The sequence below is a fragment of the Thermopolyspora flexuosa genome, from assembly GCF_006716785.1.
Lineage (GTDB): Bacteria > Actinomycetota > Actinomycetes > Streptosporangiales > Streptosporangiaceae > Thermopolyspora > Thermopolyspora flexuosa.
The window spans coordinates 5031640-5048649 of record NZ_VFPQ01000001.1; the positions used below are offsets into that span (position 1 = coordinate 5031640).

Consider the following 17010-nt stretch of genomic DNA (forward strand, 5'->3'; position numbering starts at 1 on the left):
CCCGGTACGGCCGGCCGGTACGGCGGGGCCGCGCGGCCGATGGCCTAGCATGCGGGCATGCGTACCGCCGCGGGTGTGGTGCTCGCGGGCGGCCGTTCGACCCGGATGGGCACGCCGAAGGCCTGGCTGGACTGGCACGGCTCGACGCTGCTGTACCGGACGGCCGCCGTGCTGCGCCGTACCGTCGGCGGCCCCGTCGTCGTGGTGGCCGCCCCCGGCCAACGCCTGCCCCATCTGCCCGCGGGCGTCACCGTGACCGAGGACCCGGTGGAGGGCCGCGGCCCCATGCAGGGCCTCGCCGTCGGCCTCGCCGCGGTCGCCGACGCGGCCGAGACCGCGTTCGTCTGCTCCACCGATATGCCGTTCCTCCACCCGGCCTTCGTCCGCCGCGTACTCCGCGAGCTGGCCGACTCCCCCGCGGACCTGGCCCTCCCCGTGGTCGGCGGCTACCGCCAGCCGCTCGCCGCCGCGTACCGCACCTCGCTCGCCGGTCTCGTCGCCGACCTCCTCGCCAAGGGCGACCTGCGCCCCGGCATGCTCTTCCAGCACTGCACCGTGGCCTGGCTCGACGAGCCCCGCCTCCTCACCGACCCCGACCTCGCCGCCTGCGACCCGTCACTCGAATCGGTGACGAACGTCAACACCCCCGAGGACTACGCCGCGGCCCGCGCCCGCCCCGCGCCACCGGTCACCGTCGAGCGAGACGACACGCCGGTACGGCACAGCGTCCGGGCGGCGACCCTCGCCGAGGCGGCCACGGCCGTCGGCCTGTCGCCGGCCCTTGACATCGCCGTCAGGCTGAACGGCGAGGAGGTGCCCCCGGACGCGCTGTTGCCCCTGGTCGCCGGGGACCATGTCGTTTTCCTGGTGGCGGACACCGGCGGTGCAGACGCCGCAGGATCTCCGCATTCCCGCCGGCGACGTCCCGTGGACCTGTGACGGCGCCCGCGACCGGTGTCACCAATGCGGTACGCCAACCGACCGACGCAGGGTGCACCCGATCGCAATGTCCTCCGGGGTTGGCATGTCCTTTAGGCCCAGGATCACAAGGGGTGCCCGATCGCCGTGGCAAGCTCCCGCGCGCCCGGCACCCTCGGGTGCCGCTGCACCAGCTCGTCGGCGATCGCCCGGATGGACGGCCGGTCACGCACCTCGGCAGGCGCGTACGCATGCGCCTTGATCAATGCCTCAGCCGCCTGCTCCACGTCACCCGTAGGCCATGCCACACGCGCGATGTCCGTCCACAGCCGTGCCTTCCGCTCCGGGGTGGGGTACATCTCCTCCTTCAGCCGCCTGCCGACGTGCAGGCCTGCGCCCGGGTCACCAAGGACGTGGTTGAGGTTGACCCGATACAGCAATACGAACGGCAGCGCCACCTCAGCCTGCTGCGGTGGTAGGCGACGCGCGGCGCGTTCAGCCTCCGCGAGACGCTCGAACGCCCGCACTCGATCCCCAGCACCGGCCAGCGTGTAGGCAGAGGTACACAGCAGCCGCACATACATCCCCGCCTGGGCCGGTGTGCGAAGTCCGGCCGACTCCAGCCGGGATGCCGCCCCATCAACGACCCGCAACGCTTGCGGGTATCGGCCGGTGGTACGCAGCATCATCCCCAGTGCCCGAGCGGAGGCACCCATCGCAACCGGGCTGCCCGAGCGCGCCGACAGCAGCACCGATCGGTCCGCGGTGATCCGCGCGGACCGCTTGTGTCCGATCTTGTTGAGGGTGTCTGTCGCCACGTCGTGCACGGCCGCGGCGAGCGCCCACGCCGCAGGGACGTCGATCCGCTCGGCGGCCTCCCGCGCCGCCGCCAACGTGCCCGGCAGGGTCGCCATGAGCGTCGTAAGGGCACTGGCGTCCCACAACCGGCGTGCCTCCGCCAGCCGCCTGCGGATCTGCGGAAGGTCCTCGGGCCGTTCCGGCTCCGGCGGCACATCCAGCGCGTCATCGAAGGCCACCACGAGCCCCACGGGTATGGTCGCGGCTGTGGTCAGGAGGGCTCGGCGCCTCATCGGATCGTCTCCCTCAACATCGTGTCCTGGTCCGGTAACGCCCTGCCGAAGCTGATCACGTTCGACGCCGTACAACTCGCACAGCTCCGCGGACTCTTCGGGGGACATGGCGGCCTCGGATAGGCGTTCGAACAGCAGCCTGAGTTGGCCGACCTGAACGTCCGCCTCGACGTACACCTCCCCGGCTGAGGACTCCACGTAACCCACATCCGGATCGCCGGGTTCGAAGGACAGAACCGAGAACGGACCCTCCATGCCCGGGTGAGCGCCGGCTCCAAACGGCAAGACCTGAATGGTGATGTTGGCCCGCTCGCTCGCGCGAAGTAGGTCGGCGAGCTGGCGGTCCATCGCCTCCCGCGAGCCGACCCTACGTCGCACGACGGCCTCGTCGATGATCGCGTGGAACATTGGCGCCGATGTTCCCAACAGGCGGGTCTTGCGTTGCATCCGGGCGTCCACACGCCGAGACAACTCGCCCTCCGTGAGGTTTGGGTGGCGTGCCCGGATGACCTCACGGGCGTAGTCCTCGCTGTGGAGCAGACCTGGCACGGCCAGTGGTTCCCACTTGCGAATGACCGTGGCCTCGGCCTCCAGCGCCATGTAGCTACCGGTGAACACATCGGCGTAAGCGGTCCACCAGCCCCTGCGGGCGGCTTCTCGCGCGAGCTGCACCAAGCCTGCTGTCGTTGCTGAGTCTGCGCCGTAAAGCTCGCATGCTGCGATCAGGTCGGACTCAGAGATCATGATCTGCCCCGCCTCTATGCGGCAGACCTTGCTCTGGCTCCAGCCCAGCCGTGTTGCTACGGCGGTGGTGCTCAGCCCGGACCGTTCACGCAGCTGCCGCAGCTCGCGACCAAGCCTCCGGTGCCGGACCGTGGGGGACTTCAACCGCTACGCCCTCTCCCTGCGCGCCCTCCACGACGCGCGGACACTGCTGGAACGCCACCTCTAACAAGGCCGGCAGCAAGGCAGACCTGCCTATACCGTCCAGCTATCAGTGCCTTCCCCGGCATTCCTCGCCGACGCGTGACCGGCTACCAAAGACACGTGGAGCACCTCTGGTGGGATCTCGGATCGTGTGCAGGCGGCGCCGTCTTCGAAGTGGAACTGCGCGGCTCGGCCGCCAGGGTGGCCCTCATGGAGGTCGACGACTACCAGGCGTACCTCGACGGTGACGAGTACGTGTACTACGGCGGCTTTTACGACGTCAGCCCTGTTGTGCTGGAAGTGCCGTACGACGGCTATTGGTATCTCGTCGTCGACAGCCATCCCCGCCGCATCAAAGTCGGTGTGACCCAGCTCTTCGACTGACCAGAGGCCGTAAGCCATCCTCCGCAACATCGCCGTGCCGTAGCAGAACCCAGCACCGCGTCAGTGACCGGACCTGCGTCGTGCGAAGCTGAACGGCGCGGATCTGCGGGGAGTCGAGGGAGTTCTCCCGATGAGATCCGCAAAGTGGCCGCATCGACGCCGCAACGAAGCTTCTCAGCGACGGTCTCGGGGACGACCACCCATCCTGATCACATCGTGCGGCTCCCGAAGACCGTCGGCACCGCACACGTCGCCCTCGGTACGGCCCCTTCACCGGCCGCTTCGGCGATCGCGGTCGCGTGCCTCCGCGGACGTGCCGTGCCGTACCGGAAAACCGAGGGGTTCGCCGTCCCGACCCGTGGCGAATTCAGGACCGTTTCGCCGACGCATATCGGCGGGCGTCACGCGGCCGGCTCGGTCCGTCAACGACACCCTTTCGATACTCATCGCAATCATTTCGGCGCACGCCGTGAAACCCGCCAGGCGTTTTCCGGCGCCGAGTCCTTGTGACTCTCCACCGATACGTCACACACACCGGCGTCACGAGACGTCGTTGGCCATCACCGCAGCGTGACGCGCTGATCGCGGAGGTGGGGCGAGATCGTGAGAGGGTGCGGATCGCCCATCTTCCGCCCCACTTCTGCCTCAGTTCTGCCCCCATTCCAACCTTGACGGCAAATCGATATAACAATCTAAATCAACTGGAGTCAGGGCTAATTATCAGAGTCCGCCGATGATGGGGCGTTGCGCCGCGCCGACGATGTTCGGCGAAAGATCCCCTTTTCCTCCACCCCCAAGGAAAGGATCGACGCGCAATGCACCGACCTCGCAGTGGCGCCGCCCGACGGCTGCTGGCGGCGCTGGCCATGATCGCGCCGGTCACCGCCGGCCTCGTCATGGCCTCCCCCGCCTCCGCGGCCTCGCCCGCCCCGTCGCCGGAGAACCTGACGCCGGGGGCGCCCACGGGCAACTACATCGTCGTGTTCAAGGACACCGAGAACGTGCGCCGCAGGGGCGTCGCGAACCGCGCCCGCGAGCTCGCCGAGCGCCGGGGCGCGCGGGCCGGCAACATCTACCAGCACGCGCTCAAGGGCTTCACGTTCCGGGGCAACGCGCAGCAGGCCCGGGAGGTCGCCGCGGACCCGGACGTGGCGTTCGTCGAGGAGGACCGGGTCATCTCGCTCACCGCGGACCAGGTCAACCCGCCGTCCTGGGGCCTTGACCGCATCGACCAGCGCCAGCTGCCGCTCAACTCCCGGTACAGCTACACGAGCACGGCCTCGAACGTGACCGCGTACATCATCGACACCGGCATCCTCACCACCCACAGCGACTTCGGCGGCCGGGCGTCGCACGGGTACGACTTCGTCGACAACGACTCCAACGCCACCGACTGCAACGGCCACGGCACCCACGTCGCCGGCACCGTGGGCGGTTCCTCGTACGGCGTGGCCAAGGGCGTGCGGCTCGTCGCGGTGCGGGTGCTCAACTGCAGCGGCAACGGCACCACCTCGGGCGTGATCGCCGGTATCGACTGGGTCACCCGGAACGCGCGCAAGCCGGCGGTCGCGAACATGAGCCTCGGCGGCGGTGCGAGCGCGGCGATCGACGCGGCGGTGAACAACTCGATCAACTCCGGCGTCACCTACGTGGTCGCGGCGGGCAACGAGTCCACCAACGCCTGCACCCGCTCCCCGGCCCGCGTGCCGAACGCGATCACCGTCGGCGCGACGACGAGCAACGACACCCGGGCGAGCTACTCCAACTACGGCTCCTGCCTCGACATCTTCGCGCCCGGCTCGAGCATCACCTCGGCGTGGCACACCTCGACCACGGCGCGCAACACGATCAACGGCACCTCGATGGCGTCCCCGCACGTGGCCGGCGCGGCCGCGCTCTACCTGTCGGCGAACCCCTCCGCCACCCCCACCCAGGTGGGGAACGCGCTGGTCGGAAACGGGACCACGGGCGTGGTGCGGAGCGCGGGCTCGGGCAGCCCGAACGTCCTGCTCTACACCGGGTCGTGATCGCGACCGTCTGACGGTCCCGTCGCGAGGAGGGTGGGCACGCCCCGCCCTCCTCTTTCCCGTCGCTCTGGGTACGGCTCGGCCGACGAGCGTGCTGGGACGCCCCGGTATCTCCCTTGGACGCTCGCCGCCCTGATCGCCGGATTCGTTGGCCCTCGCACCATTCTCCGCTATTTCCCGATCCATAGCCAATGACGTTTTCGCCGGACAACGATTCGCGGCCGGGAATCGCCGAAATCAGCCACAATGTAGTCTGATCAGCAATTTCCGGACATCCCGATCAGGCGGCCCGCACGGCACGCAAGGCACGTTCCGCTGCATGGCCATGTCGGCTCACAGTACGACGTTCGCGCAGGTCACATCCGGCAAGGTATTCCCAACCTGTAGGCGAATCTTACGGTAAGAAGGCGACCAAGGCCCCCGCCATCGGCGCGAAACATGAGATAAGTGTGAGCTGGATCGGATGACCGGTACGGCACTTCGCGGAAATTGTCGCTTTCGCAGCGACGCACACGCGTGCCCGGCACGCCGGTCGGCCATACGCAGCGACGTGAATCGGGGGCTACATGGGTATTCGAGGTCTCGGCCGGTTGCGGATCGGCGCCGCCGTCATCGGCATGGTCGCGCTGCTCGCCGTACCGACCGCGGGGGCCACGGCGGCGGCCGATCCGCGCGAGACGGGTCTCCACCGGGAGACGAAGGCGAACGCGTGGAAGGCGCTGGAGCTGGAGTCCTTCGCGTACGCCGCCAACCGGGCCTTCGCCGTGCAGGCGCACGCGGAGGATCTGCGGCGAATCCGCGATCTGTACGACCGGGGCGCCCTGATCGAGCGGCGGCACTTCGCCGAGCTGGCGGCGCTGATCGAGCTGGTCAAGGACAACGCCACCAACCTGCGCCACGCGATCCAGGGCGCGGAGTCGACGGCCCGGATGTACCGGCGGTTCGCCGCCGAGGCGAAGAAGGACGGTGAGCTCGCGGCCGCCCGGCTCTTCCACGACCTCGCCCTCGACGAGGCGGACAACCGGGACCGGTTCCGCGAGGCGCTGCAGGCGATCACCAAGCCGGGGTCGGGCGCGCGCATCCCGGCCGACGTCAGCGTGAAGAAGACGATCATCAAGGCCGGCCCGCCCAAGGTGCGCACCGCGCGCACGCTGCGCAACCTGCGCACCGCGATGGAGCGGGAGGCGCTCGCCTTCCTCACCGACGTGCTGTTCGCCGAGCACGCCAAGGCCACCGGCCGCCCCACGCTCGCCAAGCTGTTCGGCAGCGTCGCGCTCGTCGAGCTCACCGAGCACTTCGCCAAGGAGGCGATCCTCGCCGGGCTCGTCAAGAAGACCCGCACGAACGTCTGCACGACGATCAAGGGCGAGAACTACGAGAGCACCACGCTGTACCCGCGCTTCGCCCGGCAGGCCGACCGGGCCGGCGACTACGTCGCGGCGGAGTTGTTCCTGAGCATCGCCGACGACGACGGCCGCCAGGCCCGCTCCCTGGCCAAGGCGCTGGCCGAGATCGGCGGAGGCTGCTGAACGAACCGGGACACCCGTCGCCCGGGAGGTGCACCGCGCCTCCCGGGCTTTCTCTTCCCCCGGCCGGTACGGCGGGCCGCCGCGGCCGGGCGTGGCCGTGGCGCCCGCGGGCCGCAACATGCAAGGCGATGTTCAAACGGGGGACCACCGGCGGGACGCCGTCCGTTCCGGATCAGTTCATGCAGCACTTTTAGCGTGCCCGATATGAGAATGGGCCTGATCGCACTGGGTGCCGCGGCGCTGGTCGCCGGACTCGCCGCACCGGCCGCGGCCGACCCCAAGCCCGCCGGATTCGGTCGGGCGACGCTGACCGGATTCGCCTCCCTGCCCGCCAAGACGTTCGTGCCGGACAGCGAGCCCTCCGGGTCGCGGCTCGGCGAGGAGCCGATCAACGGGATCACCCCGCCGTTCGCCGGGCAGCCCGTGCAGGGCTTCAGCGGCATCGTGCCGAACGGGCGCGGCCGGTACCTGATGCTCTCCGACAACGGCTTCGGCCAGCAGGCGAACAGCGCCGACTTCCTGCTGCGGGTGCACGAGGTCGAGCCCGACCTGCGCACCGGCAGGGTGCGGGTGCGCGGCGGGTTCAACCTCAGCGACCCCGACGGGCACATCACGTTCCCGCTCACCCGCGAGGACCGGCTGCTCACCGGCGCCGACTTCGACGTCGAGTCGATCGTGCGCGCCGACGACGGCACGTTCTGGATCGGCGACGAGTTCGGGCCGCTCCTGCTGCACGTCTCGGCGCGCGGCAAGCTGCTCGAGCCGCCCATCCCGCTGCCCGGGGTGCGCGCGCCGGAGAACCCGTACCTCGGCGACGGGAAGCCCAACCTGGGGCGCAGCAAGGGTTTCGAGGGCATGGCCCGCTCGCTCGACGGCCGCCGCCTCTACCCGCTGCTCGAGGGCACCGTCGACGGCGACCCGGCCGGCACGCTGCGCATGTACGAGTTCGACGTGCGCAAGCGCAGGTACACCGGCAAGCGGTGGACGTACCGGCTCGACGCCCCGGAGAACGCGATCGGCGACGCGGTGATCGTCGACCGGAACCGCTTCCTCGTCATCGAGCGGGACAACAACGAGGGCGACGCGGCCCGGACCAAGCGCATCTACCTCGCCGACATCCGGGACCGCGACCGCGACGGCGCCATGGACAAGACCCTCGTCGCCGACCTGCTGGACATCGCCAACCCCAAGCGGCTCGGCGGGTTCGGCACCACGTTCCGCTTCCCGTTCCAGACGATCGAGGACGTGGCGATCCTCGACGACCGCACCCTCATCGTCGCGAACGACAACAACTTCCCGTTCTCCGCGGGCCGCACGCCCGGCAAGCCGGACAACAACGAATTCATCACCATACGGCTGACGCGTCCGCTCAACACTGCTCACGGGGCGATCAGGTGATGTAACGTCCGGTGCAACGGTGTCCGTCCCGGCCGTGCGCCCGCGGCCGGGGCGGTCGCGGCCACCGCCCCACCCCTCAGGCAGGCACGAGCACCGAGGGGACGGCCATGGGCTGGAAACGGCTGTGGGCACTCACGATCGCCCTGCTCGCCGGGCTGACCTGCGCATCGCCCGCGCTGGCGGACGATCCGGTCTACATGCTGCCGAGGGCGGTGGTGACCGCGAAGGTCGCGCCGGACGGCAGCGTCGCGGTGACGCAGGATCTCACCTTCTCGTTCAACCGTGCGGGGCACGGGGCGTACGTGGACGTGCCCCGGCCGGTGCTGAGCCGCCTCACCGACATCGCGGTGAGCGAGGACGGCCGACCGTACCGCAAAGGGGCGGACGCGGAGATCGGGGTCGAGCGGCCACCCGGGACCTTCGGCGAGAAGACCTGCTCGGCGGACGGCGCGCACCGCATCGTGTGGTACTTCGACGCGGAGCCGGGCAGCATCCGGACCTTCCGGGTGCGGTACACGATGCACCGGGCGGTGGCCGCCTACGACGACCACGCCTTCCTCCAGCTCCCGGTCTGGGGCAGGAACTGGAGCCAGCCGCTGGAGCGCCTCGACGTCACGGTACGGCTGCCGCGCGCCGGCCGGGAGGGCGAGGTCTACCTCGCCAAGGGCGCCCCGGTGGAGGTGCTGGAGCCCGTCGTCGGCGCCTCGCGGCAGGTGACCAAGGCGACCGCGGAGGACGTCGTTGGCGGCCGTCCCGTCACGCTCTACCTGGCCTTCCCCACCGCGCAGCTCAACAATGTGACCACCTCGCCGAGCGTGCGGCTCGTCTCGGGTGACGGCGCGGAACGGCTGGAGAGCCTGCGGCAGGGCGACGTCGAAACGGACCCGTACCAGGGCGAGGACTGCCCGACGGGCGAGGACGGCTTCTCGTTGAGCGACGCCCTCTGGCTCACGGCGGGTGCCGCGCTCGTCGCGATGGTGGTCTGGACGTCCCGGGTCCAGCGCAAACACGGTCCGCGTCGCCACGGCTCCGGCGACGGGTCCGGCTCCTCCACGTACTACCACTCGGGCGGCTCGTCGTCCTCCTCCGACTCCGGGTCGAGCGGCGGCGGAGGCGGCGCCTGGTGAGCCGCACCGTACGGCCGGCGTCCACACGGCGCGCCGCTCGCCGGGAGTGCGGTGAGGTAGCGTCCGGAGCAGGAGGTGTCCGTCCCGGTCGGCACCGGCGGCCGGGGCGGCCGCGTCCGCCCACCCACCCCTCAGGAACGCGCGAGAATGCGAGGGAACGGGCATGGGCTGGGAACGGTTATGGGCCCCGGTGGTCGTGCTGCTCGCCGGGTTGGCGTACGCGTCGCCGGCGCAGGCCGACGAGGAGGCGGGCTATCTGCTGCCGTGGACCGAGGTGGCCGCGGAGGTCTGGAGCGACGGCAGCGTCAGGGTGACCCAGGATGTCACCTTCGCGTTCCTCGACCAGGAGGGGCGCGGCGCGTACCTGGACGTGCCTCGGCCCGCGATGGCCACGCTCACCGACATCACGGTGAGCGAGGACGGCCGGCCGTACCAGAAGGGGCCGGACGCGGAGATCGGCGTCGAGCGGCCACCCGGGACCTTCGGCGAGAAGACCTGCTCGGCGAACGGTGCGCACCGCATCGCGTGGTACTTCGCCGCGGAGCCGGGCACCACCCGCACCTTCCGCATCCGGTACACGATGCGCCGCGCGGTCACGGCCTACGACGAGCACGCGTTCCTGCAGCTTCCGGTCTGGGGCAGGAACTGGAGCCAGCCGCTCGAACGGCTCGACGTCACGGTACGGCTGCCGCGCGCCGGACAGGGGAACGAGGTCTACCTCGCCAAGAGCGACCCGGAGGGGGTGCTGCGGCTCGCCCCCGAGACGACGCCGCAGCTCACGAGGGCGTACGCGGAGGACGTGCGCGGCGGCCGCGCCGTCACGCTCCACGTCGCCTTCCCTGCCGCGCAGCTCCAGGAGGATCCGCCGAACGTCCGCGTCATGCAGGGCGACGGGGCGGACCGGCTGGAGAGCCTGCGGAAGGGCGGGTTCGAGCGTGAGCCGTACCGGGGTGCGGACTGTCCGGTCACGGCCGCAGCGGAGGGCTCCGGCGGGGGCGTCGGGCTGTACGTCGGCCTGGGGGTTCTGGGGGTGCTCGCCGTCACGGGCGTCGTGGCGCTGGTGCGCACCTTCGTCACCCGCGAGCATTCCGGGCCTGACCGCCGCCGTGGGTCCGCCGCCACCTCCTCGGGCTACTCGGGCGGCTCGTCGATCGGCTACTACGACGGCGGCTCGTCCGGCGGTGGCGGCGACAGCGGAGGCGGGGGCGGCACCTGGTGACGACGGCATCCCGGTGTCCGCCGCCGCCCGATCGCATTGTGTCCGATGCGCCCCCCACGAGGCCGCTCGCCGAGGGATCCGGTGAAGTAGCGTCCGGTAGAGGGAGGTGTACGGCCCGGCCGCCGCGGCCGGGGCGGCCCACCCGTGGGAACCACGAGCATCCGAGGCGACGGCATGGGCTGGAAGCGGCTGTGGCCACTCGCGATCGTCCTGCTCGCCGGGCTGACCTCCGCGACGCCCGCGATGGCGGACGCGCCCGTCCACTCGCTGCCGAGCGCGATGGTGACCGCCGGCACCACCCGCGGCGACACCGTCGGCGTGCTCCCGTGGCCCGCCCGCTCACTCGCCGCCGAGGGGCATGGCGTGCGGCCGGAGAGCCCGGGGACGGGCGGTGCCGAGCGGGAGCCGTACCGGGGCGTCGGTTCTCCGACGCCGGCTGTCCGGACCGAGAACGACGGCTCAAAGATCGTTGAGATCATCCCCTTCGTCTTTCTCGGGATAACGGTGGTCGCCTTCCTCGTGGGCATCGTGGCCGTGCTGCGCGACATCGTCGGCGACGACGACCGCGACCGCGGCGGCACCCACCGCCCCTCCCATGGGAGCGGCCTGCCTTACCACGGCACGGGGGGCGGTTACGGCGGCGGTTCGTACGGTGCCGACGGCGGCGGAGGGGGCGGTTGCTGAGCCGCGCCGCATAACGGCCGGCCGGTCGTCGCGCGGTGCGCCGCGGGTCCGTGGATGGGCGAGCGGCGGTCAAGCGTTGGCCGGGCGCGCCATGGGCGACGGGCGGCCGGGTAACGGATGCCGTGGAGTTCGGCAGGATCGCGGAGACGGCCGGGCAGGCGCTCGACCTCGCCGGGGTGGCCGTGATCGTGCTCGGCGCGCTCGTGGCGACCGTGCTGTTCCTGCCGCGGGTACGGCACCGCGACCGGTTCGAGGACGCCTACCGCCGGTACCGGCAGGGGCTGGGCCGGGCGATCCTGCTCGGCCTGGAGTTCCTCGTCGCCGGGGACATCATCCGCACGGTGGCGGTCTCGCCCACGTTCCGCGGCGTCGGCGTGCTCGCGGTGATCGTGCTGATCCGCACCTTCCTCAGCCTCTCGCTCCAGGTGGAGCTGGAGGGCCGCTGGCCGTGGCACCGCCGCCCCCGCCCCGCACCGCCCGAGGAGCGGTGATCGTCGGCCAGCCGAAGCCCGCGTGGCCAAGCAGGTCACCACGCTCGCACACCCACGAGTCGGCCCCGGCGCCTCAGCGATAAATCCGTAAATTTCTGCAAGTGGTCCGCAAGTGGCGTTATCCGCGCTGAAAGCGCCCTGCCGTACACCAGAACCGGCAACACCCCCCGCTCCCCGGAAGGACCACTCCGATGGCGCGCACGAGCCGTACCCTCCTCGCCCTGACCACCGCCCTCGGCACCGCCGCGGCCACGATCGCCCTCACCGCCACCTCGGCGAACGCCGCCACCTCCACCGCCTCCACCGCCTGCAACCCCGCGCTCGTCGCGCCGACCGGCAGTCTCATCGGCAGGCTGTGGCGGAACAGCGGCGGCGAGAAGAGCGTGTACGGCTGCCCCACCGGCAAGGAGATCGGCCTGGTGAGCCCGCGCGGCTCCTACCAGAACTTCCAGTACGGCAAGATCGTGTGGTCGCCGAACATCGGGCCGTACGCCCTGGTGCGCGCCTACCACACCCGCGGCAAGGTCGTCTTCCGGTGGTCGGACACCGGCCGCGACTGGGACTTCTTCAACGTCCGGTTCAGCTGGAACGGCCGGCCGTTCAAGCAGGTGAAGGTGGCCAGGGAGACCCCGTGGAGCGGCGCCTTCTCGCTCGATGCCCACTGCGACCTCGAACGGTGCCACCGCGTCAGCCACGGCCGGCAGACCAGCACGTACGCCTTCCACGTGCAGGGCTGCGACCGCGGCACCTTCAAGTCCGACTGCGGCCCGTGGAGCAACCGGGTCACCATCAGTGTCACGACCCCGAGGTCGTGAGCCGAGCACGCGCACGAGCGACTTCGCCGCCACGAACCGGCGTCCGCAGGCGACAGATCCGGAAAATCGCGTGTAAGCAGCCCGCAAGTGGCGTTATCCGCGCTGAAAGCGCCCTGCCGTACACCAGAACCGGCAACACCCCCCGCTCCCCGGAAGGACCACTCCGATGGCGCGCACGAGCCGTACCCTCCTCGCCCTGACCACCGCCCTCGGCACCGCCGCGGCCACGATCGCCCTCACCGCCACCTCTGCGAACGCCGCCACCACCTCGGCCGCCGCCTGCAACCCCGCGCTCGTCGCACCGACCGGCAGCCTCATCGGCAGGCTGTGGCGGAACAGCGGCGGCGAGAAGAGCGTGTACGGCTGCCCCACCGGCAAGGAGATCGGCACGGCGAGCCCGCGCGGCTCCTACCAGAACTTCCAGTACGGCAAGATCGTGTGGTCGCCGAACATCGGGCCGTACGCCCTGGTGCGGGCGTACGTCTCCGGCAACAAGGTCGTCTTCCGCTGGTCGGACACCGGCCGGGACTGGGACTTCTTCAACGTCCGCTACAGCGCCGGCGGCCGGCCGTTCACCCAGGTGAAGGTCGCCCGGATCAACCCGTGGAGCGGTGCCTTCTCGCTCTCCCCCGGCTGCGGCAACGGCGTCTGCTCCACCACCAGCGGCCACGGGACCGGCACGTACGTCTTCCACGTGCAGGGCTGCGACCGCGGCACCTTCAAGTCCGACTGCGGCCCGTGGAGCAACCCGGTCTCCATCAAGGTCGCGCTCTGAGCACGGGCGACGACCCGCTTCCGCTCCGCCGGCCCGGTGGCGGCGTCGGCGTACGTGCGGTCAGGTGGACGGCCGCCAGCCGAGCGCCGGGCCGAGCTTGGTGGCGATGTCGGTGAGGATCTGCTCGTAGTCCTCGTACTCGAAGGTGAACGGCAGGGCGAACGCGACCTCGTCGACCTCGCGGTACGCGGCGTGGCCGAGCAGGCGCTCGGCGATCTCGTCGGAGCTGCCGAGGAGGTCGGGCGAGAACACCATGCGCGCCGGGCCCTGCGGCGCCTTGGTGCGGGGCGTGCGCATCTCCACGTACGCGCGGTACTTGGCCCGCTGCGCGCGGTCGGCCGAGTCGGTCGGGATGACGACGAGGCCCTGGGAGACGCGGGCGGCCTCGCCGTCGGGATGGTGGGCGCGGAACGTGCGGATGTGCGAGAGCTGGATCTCGGTGAAGTCCTCCGACTCCTCGGCCTTCACCACGCTGCTGGTGAGGAGGTTGATGCCCTGCTCACCGGCCCACCGGGCGGACCGGAGACTGCCGCCGCCGTACCAGATGCGGCTCGCCAGGCCGGGCGAGTGCGGCTGCACGCGGTCGGAGAACACCTCGAAGCCGATCGTGCCCTTGAACGTGCTCGCGGGCTCGCCGCGCACGAAGCCGAGCAGCCGCCTGACGCGCTGGTAGCTGAAGTCCTCCAGGTCGGCGGTGTCCGGGTAGAGCGCGTGCTTGACGTGCTCCCAGTTCATCGGCGGGCCCACGCTCACCCCGGCGTTGAGGCGCCCGCCGGAGAGGATGTCGACGGTGGCGAGGTCCTCGGCGAGCCGCAGCGGGTTCTCCCAGCCGAGCGGGATGACCGCGGTGCCGAGCTCGATCCGGCGGGTGCGCTGCGAGGCCGCCGCGAGCACGGCGATCGGGGAGGAGATGCCGAACTGCAGGTGGCGGTGGCGTACCCAGGCACTGTCGAAGCCGAGCCGCTCCCCCAGTTCGATGAGCCGCAGCGTCGCCTCGTGACCGGCCGCGGGGTCGTGCTCGTCGAACAGCCCGATGGTGAGAAAGCCAAGCTTGCGCAGCGGTCGCGGGTCCTTCGGCACCGGGCTCCTCCCTGCTCCGCGGCGGGCCGTGCCGTACGGCGGCGCCGTCGGCGATCGCGCGGGCGGCGTCGTGGGCCGGCCCGCCGGTGTCCGTCACCTAACCCTATTATCCCTACCAAAGAACCAGAGATATCCATGGGGTATCCGATACCGGCATTTACCCGATCAAACGGCAAAAGTCGCGCGCCATCCGGCCCGGACGGCAACCGGTGGCACGTGACGCCGGCCGGGGCGGCATCCCCGGCTCCCGGGACCGCGCGGGGATCCGGCGAGGGCACCGGGCCCGCGCGGCCGTACCGGGAGCGGGGACGATCAGGCGCGCTGCGGGGCACCGGCCGCCGCCTCCGGCGCGACCCCGGTCGCGGGGAGCGGCGAGCCGCCCTCCTCGGGCAGGCCGTACCGGCGCCACCAGCGGGCGAGCGGCGCGGGCGACCACCACGCCCGGTCGCCCAGCAGGCGCATCGTGGCGGGCACGAGCAGGCCGCGCACGATCGTCGCGTCCACCAGCAGCGCGACCACGAGGCCGACGCCGATCATCTTCAGCACGGTGACGCTGATCGTGACGAACGCCCCGACCACGACGCCGAGCAGCAGCGCCGCGGCGGTGATGATGCGGGCCGTGTGCTGCACGCCGACCGCGACCGCCTCGACCGTGTCGCCGGTGCGCAGGTAGTGCTCGCGGATCCGGGCGAGCATGAACACCTCGTAGTCCATGGCGAGCCCGAACGCGATCGCCGCGATCATCAGCGGCATGTTCGCGTCGAGGAACCCGGGTGCCTCGAAGCCGAGCGGCCCGGACAGCCAGCCGTACTGGAAGATCAGCACGATCGCCCCGAACGCCGCGGACAGCGAGAGCAGGTTCGTCAGCACCGTCTTGATCGGCAGCGTCACCGAGCCGAAGGCGAGGAACAGCACGACGAACGTGACGACCGCGATGATCAGCATCATCCACGGCAGGCCGCTCGCCAGCATGTCGAGCATGTCGACGATCGACGGGGGCCGGTTGGTGAACATCGCCTCGGCCCCGGGGGGCGGCGCCTCGGCCCGCAGCCTGGCCACGGTCTCGCGGATCTCCTCGCCGTACGGGCTCATCGAGTAGGTGAGCGTGATCCGGGCGAGATCGCCCGCGGCCCCGGTCACCTCGGCCCGGTCGATGCCCTCGACCCGGGCGAGCCGCCCGGCGAACTCCTCCAGCGCGGCCCTCGCCTCCGGCGTGTCGGCCGGGCCGGGCATGCGCACCACGGTGGTGATCACCTTGGTCGGGTCGTACGCGAACTCCTCGGCGAGCATCCGGGTGGACGTCACGCTGTGCGTGGACGCGGGCAGCGACCACTCGGCCGGGCGGGACCAGACCACCCCGAGCAGCGGGGTGCCGAGCGCGAGCAGGAACGCGGAGATGCCCAGGGTGGCGACGAGCGGACGGCGCATCACCGCGTGCGCGGTGCGGTACCAGCGGGTGCCCTGGACCGCGCCCCGCCCCCACGGCACCGGCACGCGCAGCCGGTCGATGTTCCGGCCGACCTGCGCCAGCAGCGCGGGCAGCAGGAACAGCGCGCTCAGCACCGCGAAGATCACGACGCTCGCCCCCGAGTACGCCAGCGAGGTGAGGAAGCGCGACGGGAAGACGAGCAGCCCGGCGAGCGTGACCGCGACCGTGACGCCGGAGACCACCACGGTACGGCCGGCCGTCGCGGTGGTGCGCACCACGGCGTCGGTCACCTCGCGCCCGGCGGCGAGCTCCTCGCGGAACCGGCCCACCATGAGCAGGGCGTAGTCGGTGGCGAGGCCGAGGCCGAGGATCACCACGACGTTCATCGCCGCGGTGGAGAGGTCGACGAACCCGCCGACCACCCGCAGCACGCCGAGCGAGCCGACCGCGACCACGACCGCGATGAGCAGCGGCAGCGCGGCGGCGACCACGCTGCGGAACACGAGCAGCAGCAGGATCATGAGCAGCGGGAACGAGATCAGCTCCGCGCGGCTCAGGTCCCGGTTGGCGATCTGGTTGAACTCGTGGCCGATCGCGGTGAGGCCGCCGTAGTGCTCGGTGAGGCCGGGCGCGTCGAACAGCGGCCTGATGCGCTCCCAGACCACGACCTGCTCCTCCTCGACCGCGCCGGGGAGCTGCATGGTCACGTACGTCTTGCGCCGGTCCTTGGACACGAAGTCGGGCGAACCGGTGCTCCAGTACGTCTGCAGCCAGGCGTAGTCGGCCTTGGGCACCTTGGCCACGGTCTCCTCGACGGCCTGCCGGAACCGTGGGTCGTCCACGGTCATCACGGCGCTCTCGTAGATCACCACGACGTCGGCCACGTGGCGGCCGAGCGTACCGGCGAGCAGCGCGTTGGCCTCGGCCGACTCGCCGTTCGGGTTGTCCAGCCCGGCGCCGCCGCCGAGGATGCCGCCGGCACCCGATCCCCAGATGCCGCCGAGTAACACGAACAACAGCGCCCCGGCGAACACCCAGCGGCGGCGTCGGGCGCCGAATCTTCCGATTGCCGCGAACATCTCCAGCTCCCAGGAGGTGCGTGTGGACGCGTGGACG

The 17010-nt window shown here is 71.1% G+C and carries 15 protein-coding genes; 12 read left to right on the forward strand and 3 right to left on the reverse strand.

The features are described 5' to 3' along the window. Nucleotides 1–57 precede the first annotated feature (57 nt). Nucleotides 58–939 carry a molybdenum cofactor guanylyltransferase gene (gene mobA, locus FHX40_RS21560; protein ID WP_142261301.1) on the forward strand — a complete coding sequence of 294 codons (882 nt, stop codon included), beginning with the start codon at nt 58–60 and terminating at the stop codon, nt 937–939. Between the two features lie 104 nt (nt 940–1043). Here mobA and FHX40_RS21565 read toward each other — a convergent pair whose 3' ends face one another. Next, nucleotides 1044–2897, reverse strand: coding sequence for a helix-turn-helix domain-containing protein (locus FHX40_RS21565; RefSeq protein ID WP_142261302.1), 1854 nt, complete (start codon nt 2895–2897; stop codon nt 1044–1046). 159 nt (nt 2898–3056) lie between these two features. Here FHX40_RS21565 and FHX40_RS21570 point away from each other — a divergent pair, with 159 nt between their 5' ends. The 11 genes from FHX40_RS21570 to FHX40_RS21620 all read left to right on the forward strand — a co-directional run bounded on the left by FHX40_RS21570 (nt 3057) and on the right by FHX40_RS21620 (nt 13385). Then, complete coding sequence (locus tag FHX40_RS21570; protein WP_142261303.1) at nt 3057–3320, forward strand: DUF1883 domain-containing protein; 264 nt, start codon at nt 3057–3059, stop codon at nt 3318–3320. A gap of 144 nt (nt 3321–3464) precedes the next feature. After that, nucleotides 3465–3830, forward strand: a complete 366-nt coding sequence (locus FHX40_RS21575) for a hypothetical protein (protein ID WP_142261304.1) — start codon at nt 3465–3467, stop codon at nt 3828–3830. A gap of 305 nt (nt 3831–4135) precedes the next feature. Further along, on the forward strand, nt 4136–5347 hold the full coding sequence (locus tag FHX40_RS21580) for a S8 family peptidase (RefSeq protein ID WP_229788497.1): 1212 nt from the start codon (nt 4136–4138) through the stop codon (nt 5345–5347). A gap of 566 nt (nt 5348–5913) precedes the next feature. Further along, the gene (locus FHX40_RS21585) at nt 5914–6876 is read left to right on the forward strand and encodes a ferritin family protein (RefSeq protein WP_142261305.1); all 963 of its coding nucleotides are present in this window, start codon (nt 5914–5916) and stop codon (nt 6874–6876) included. Between the two features lie 204 nt (nt 6877–7080). Then, a complete protein-coding gene (locus FHX40_RS21590; RefSeq protein WP_142261306.1) occupies nt 7081–8274 on the forward strand; it encodes an esterase-like activity of phytase family protein in 1194 nt (397 codons plus the stop codon). A 107-nt stretch (nt 8275–8381) separates the two neighbouring features. Next, complete coding sequence (locus FHX40_RS21595; protein WP_142261307.1) at nt 8382–9401, forward strand: DUF2207 domain-containing protein; 1020 nt, start codon at nt 8382–8384, stop codon at nt 9399–9401. Between the two features lie 163 nt (nt 9402–9564). Then, nucleotides 9565–10620 (forward strand): DUF2207 domain-containing protein, encoded by a 1056-nt coding sequence (locus FHX40_RS21600; protein WP_142261308.1) that lies wholly within the window; start codon nt 9565–9567, stop codon nt 10618–10620. Nucleotides 10621–10764: 144 nt separating this feature from the next. Further along, a complete protein-coding gene (locus tag FHX40_RS21605) occupies nt 10765–11304 on the forward strand; it encodes a hypothetical protein (protein WP_142261309.1) in 540 nt (179 codons plus the stop codon). Between the two features lie 122 nt (nt 11305–11426). Next, nucleotides 11427–11795 (forward strand): DUF1622 domain-containing protein, encoded by a 369-nt coding sequence (locus FHX40_RS21610; RefSeq protein ID WP_142261310.1) that lies wholly within the window; start codon nt 11427–11429, stop codon nt 11793–11795. Between the two features lie 191 nt (nt 11796–11986). Beyond that, nucleotides 11987–12610 carry an LGFP repeat-containing protein gene (locus FHX40_RS21615; protein ID WP_142261311.1) on the forward strand — a complete coding sequence of 208 codons (624 nt, stop codon included), beginning with the start codon at nt 11987–11989 and terminating at the stop codon, nt 12608–12610. A gap of 166 nt (nt 12611–12776) precedes the next feature. Then, nucleotides 12777–13385, forward strand: coding sequence for an LGFP repeat-containing protein (locus FHX40_RS21620; RefSeq protein ID WP_142261312.1), 609 nt, complete (start codon nt 12777–12779; stop codon nt 13383–13385). Nucleotides 13386–13445: 60 nt separating this feature from the next. Here the strand turns inward: FHX40_RS21620 and FHX40_RS21625 are convergent, their stop codons facing one another. Together FHX40_RS21625 and FHX40_RS21630 are read right to left on the reverse strand one after the other, a co-directional pair. Then, a complete protein-coding gene (locus FHX40_RS21625; protein ID WP_142261313.1) occupies nt 13446–14465 on the reverse strand; it encodes an LLM class flavin-dependent oxidoreductase in 1020 nt (339 codons plus the stop codon). Nucleotides 14466–14777: 312 nt separating this feature from the next. Next, nucleotides 14778–16973 (reverse strand): MMPL family transporter, encoded by a 2196-nt coding sequence (locus FHX40_RS21630; RefSeq protein WP_142261314.1) that lies wholly within the window; start codon nt 16971–16973, stop codon nt 14778–14780. Nucleotides 16974–17010: the final 37 nt, after the last annotated feature.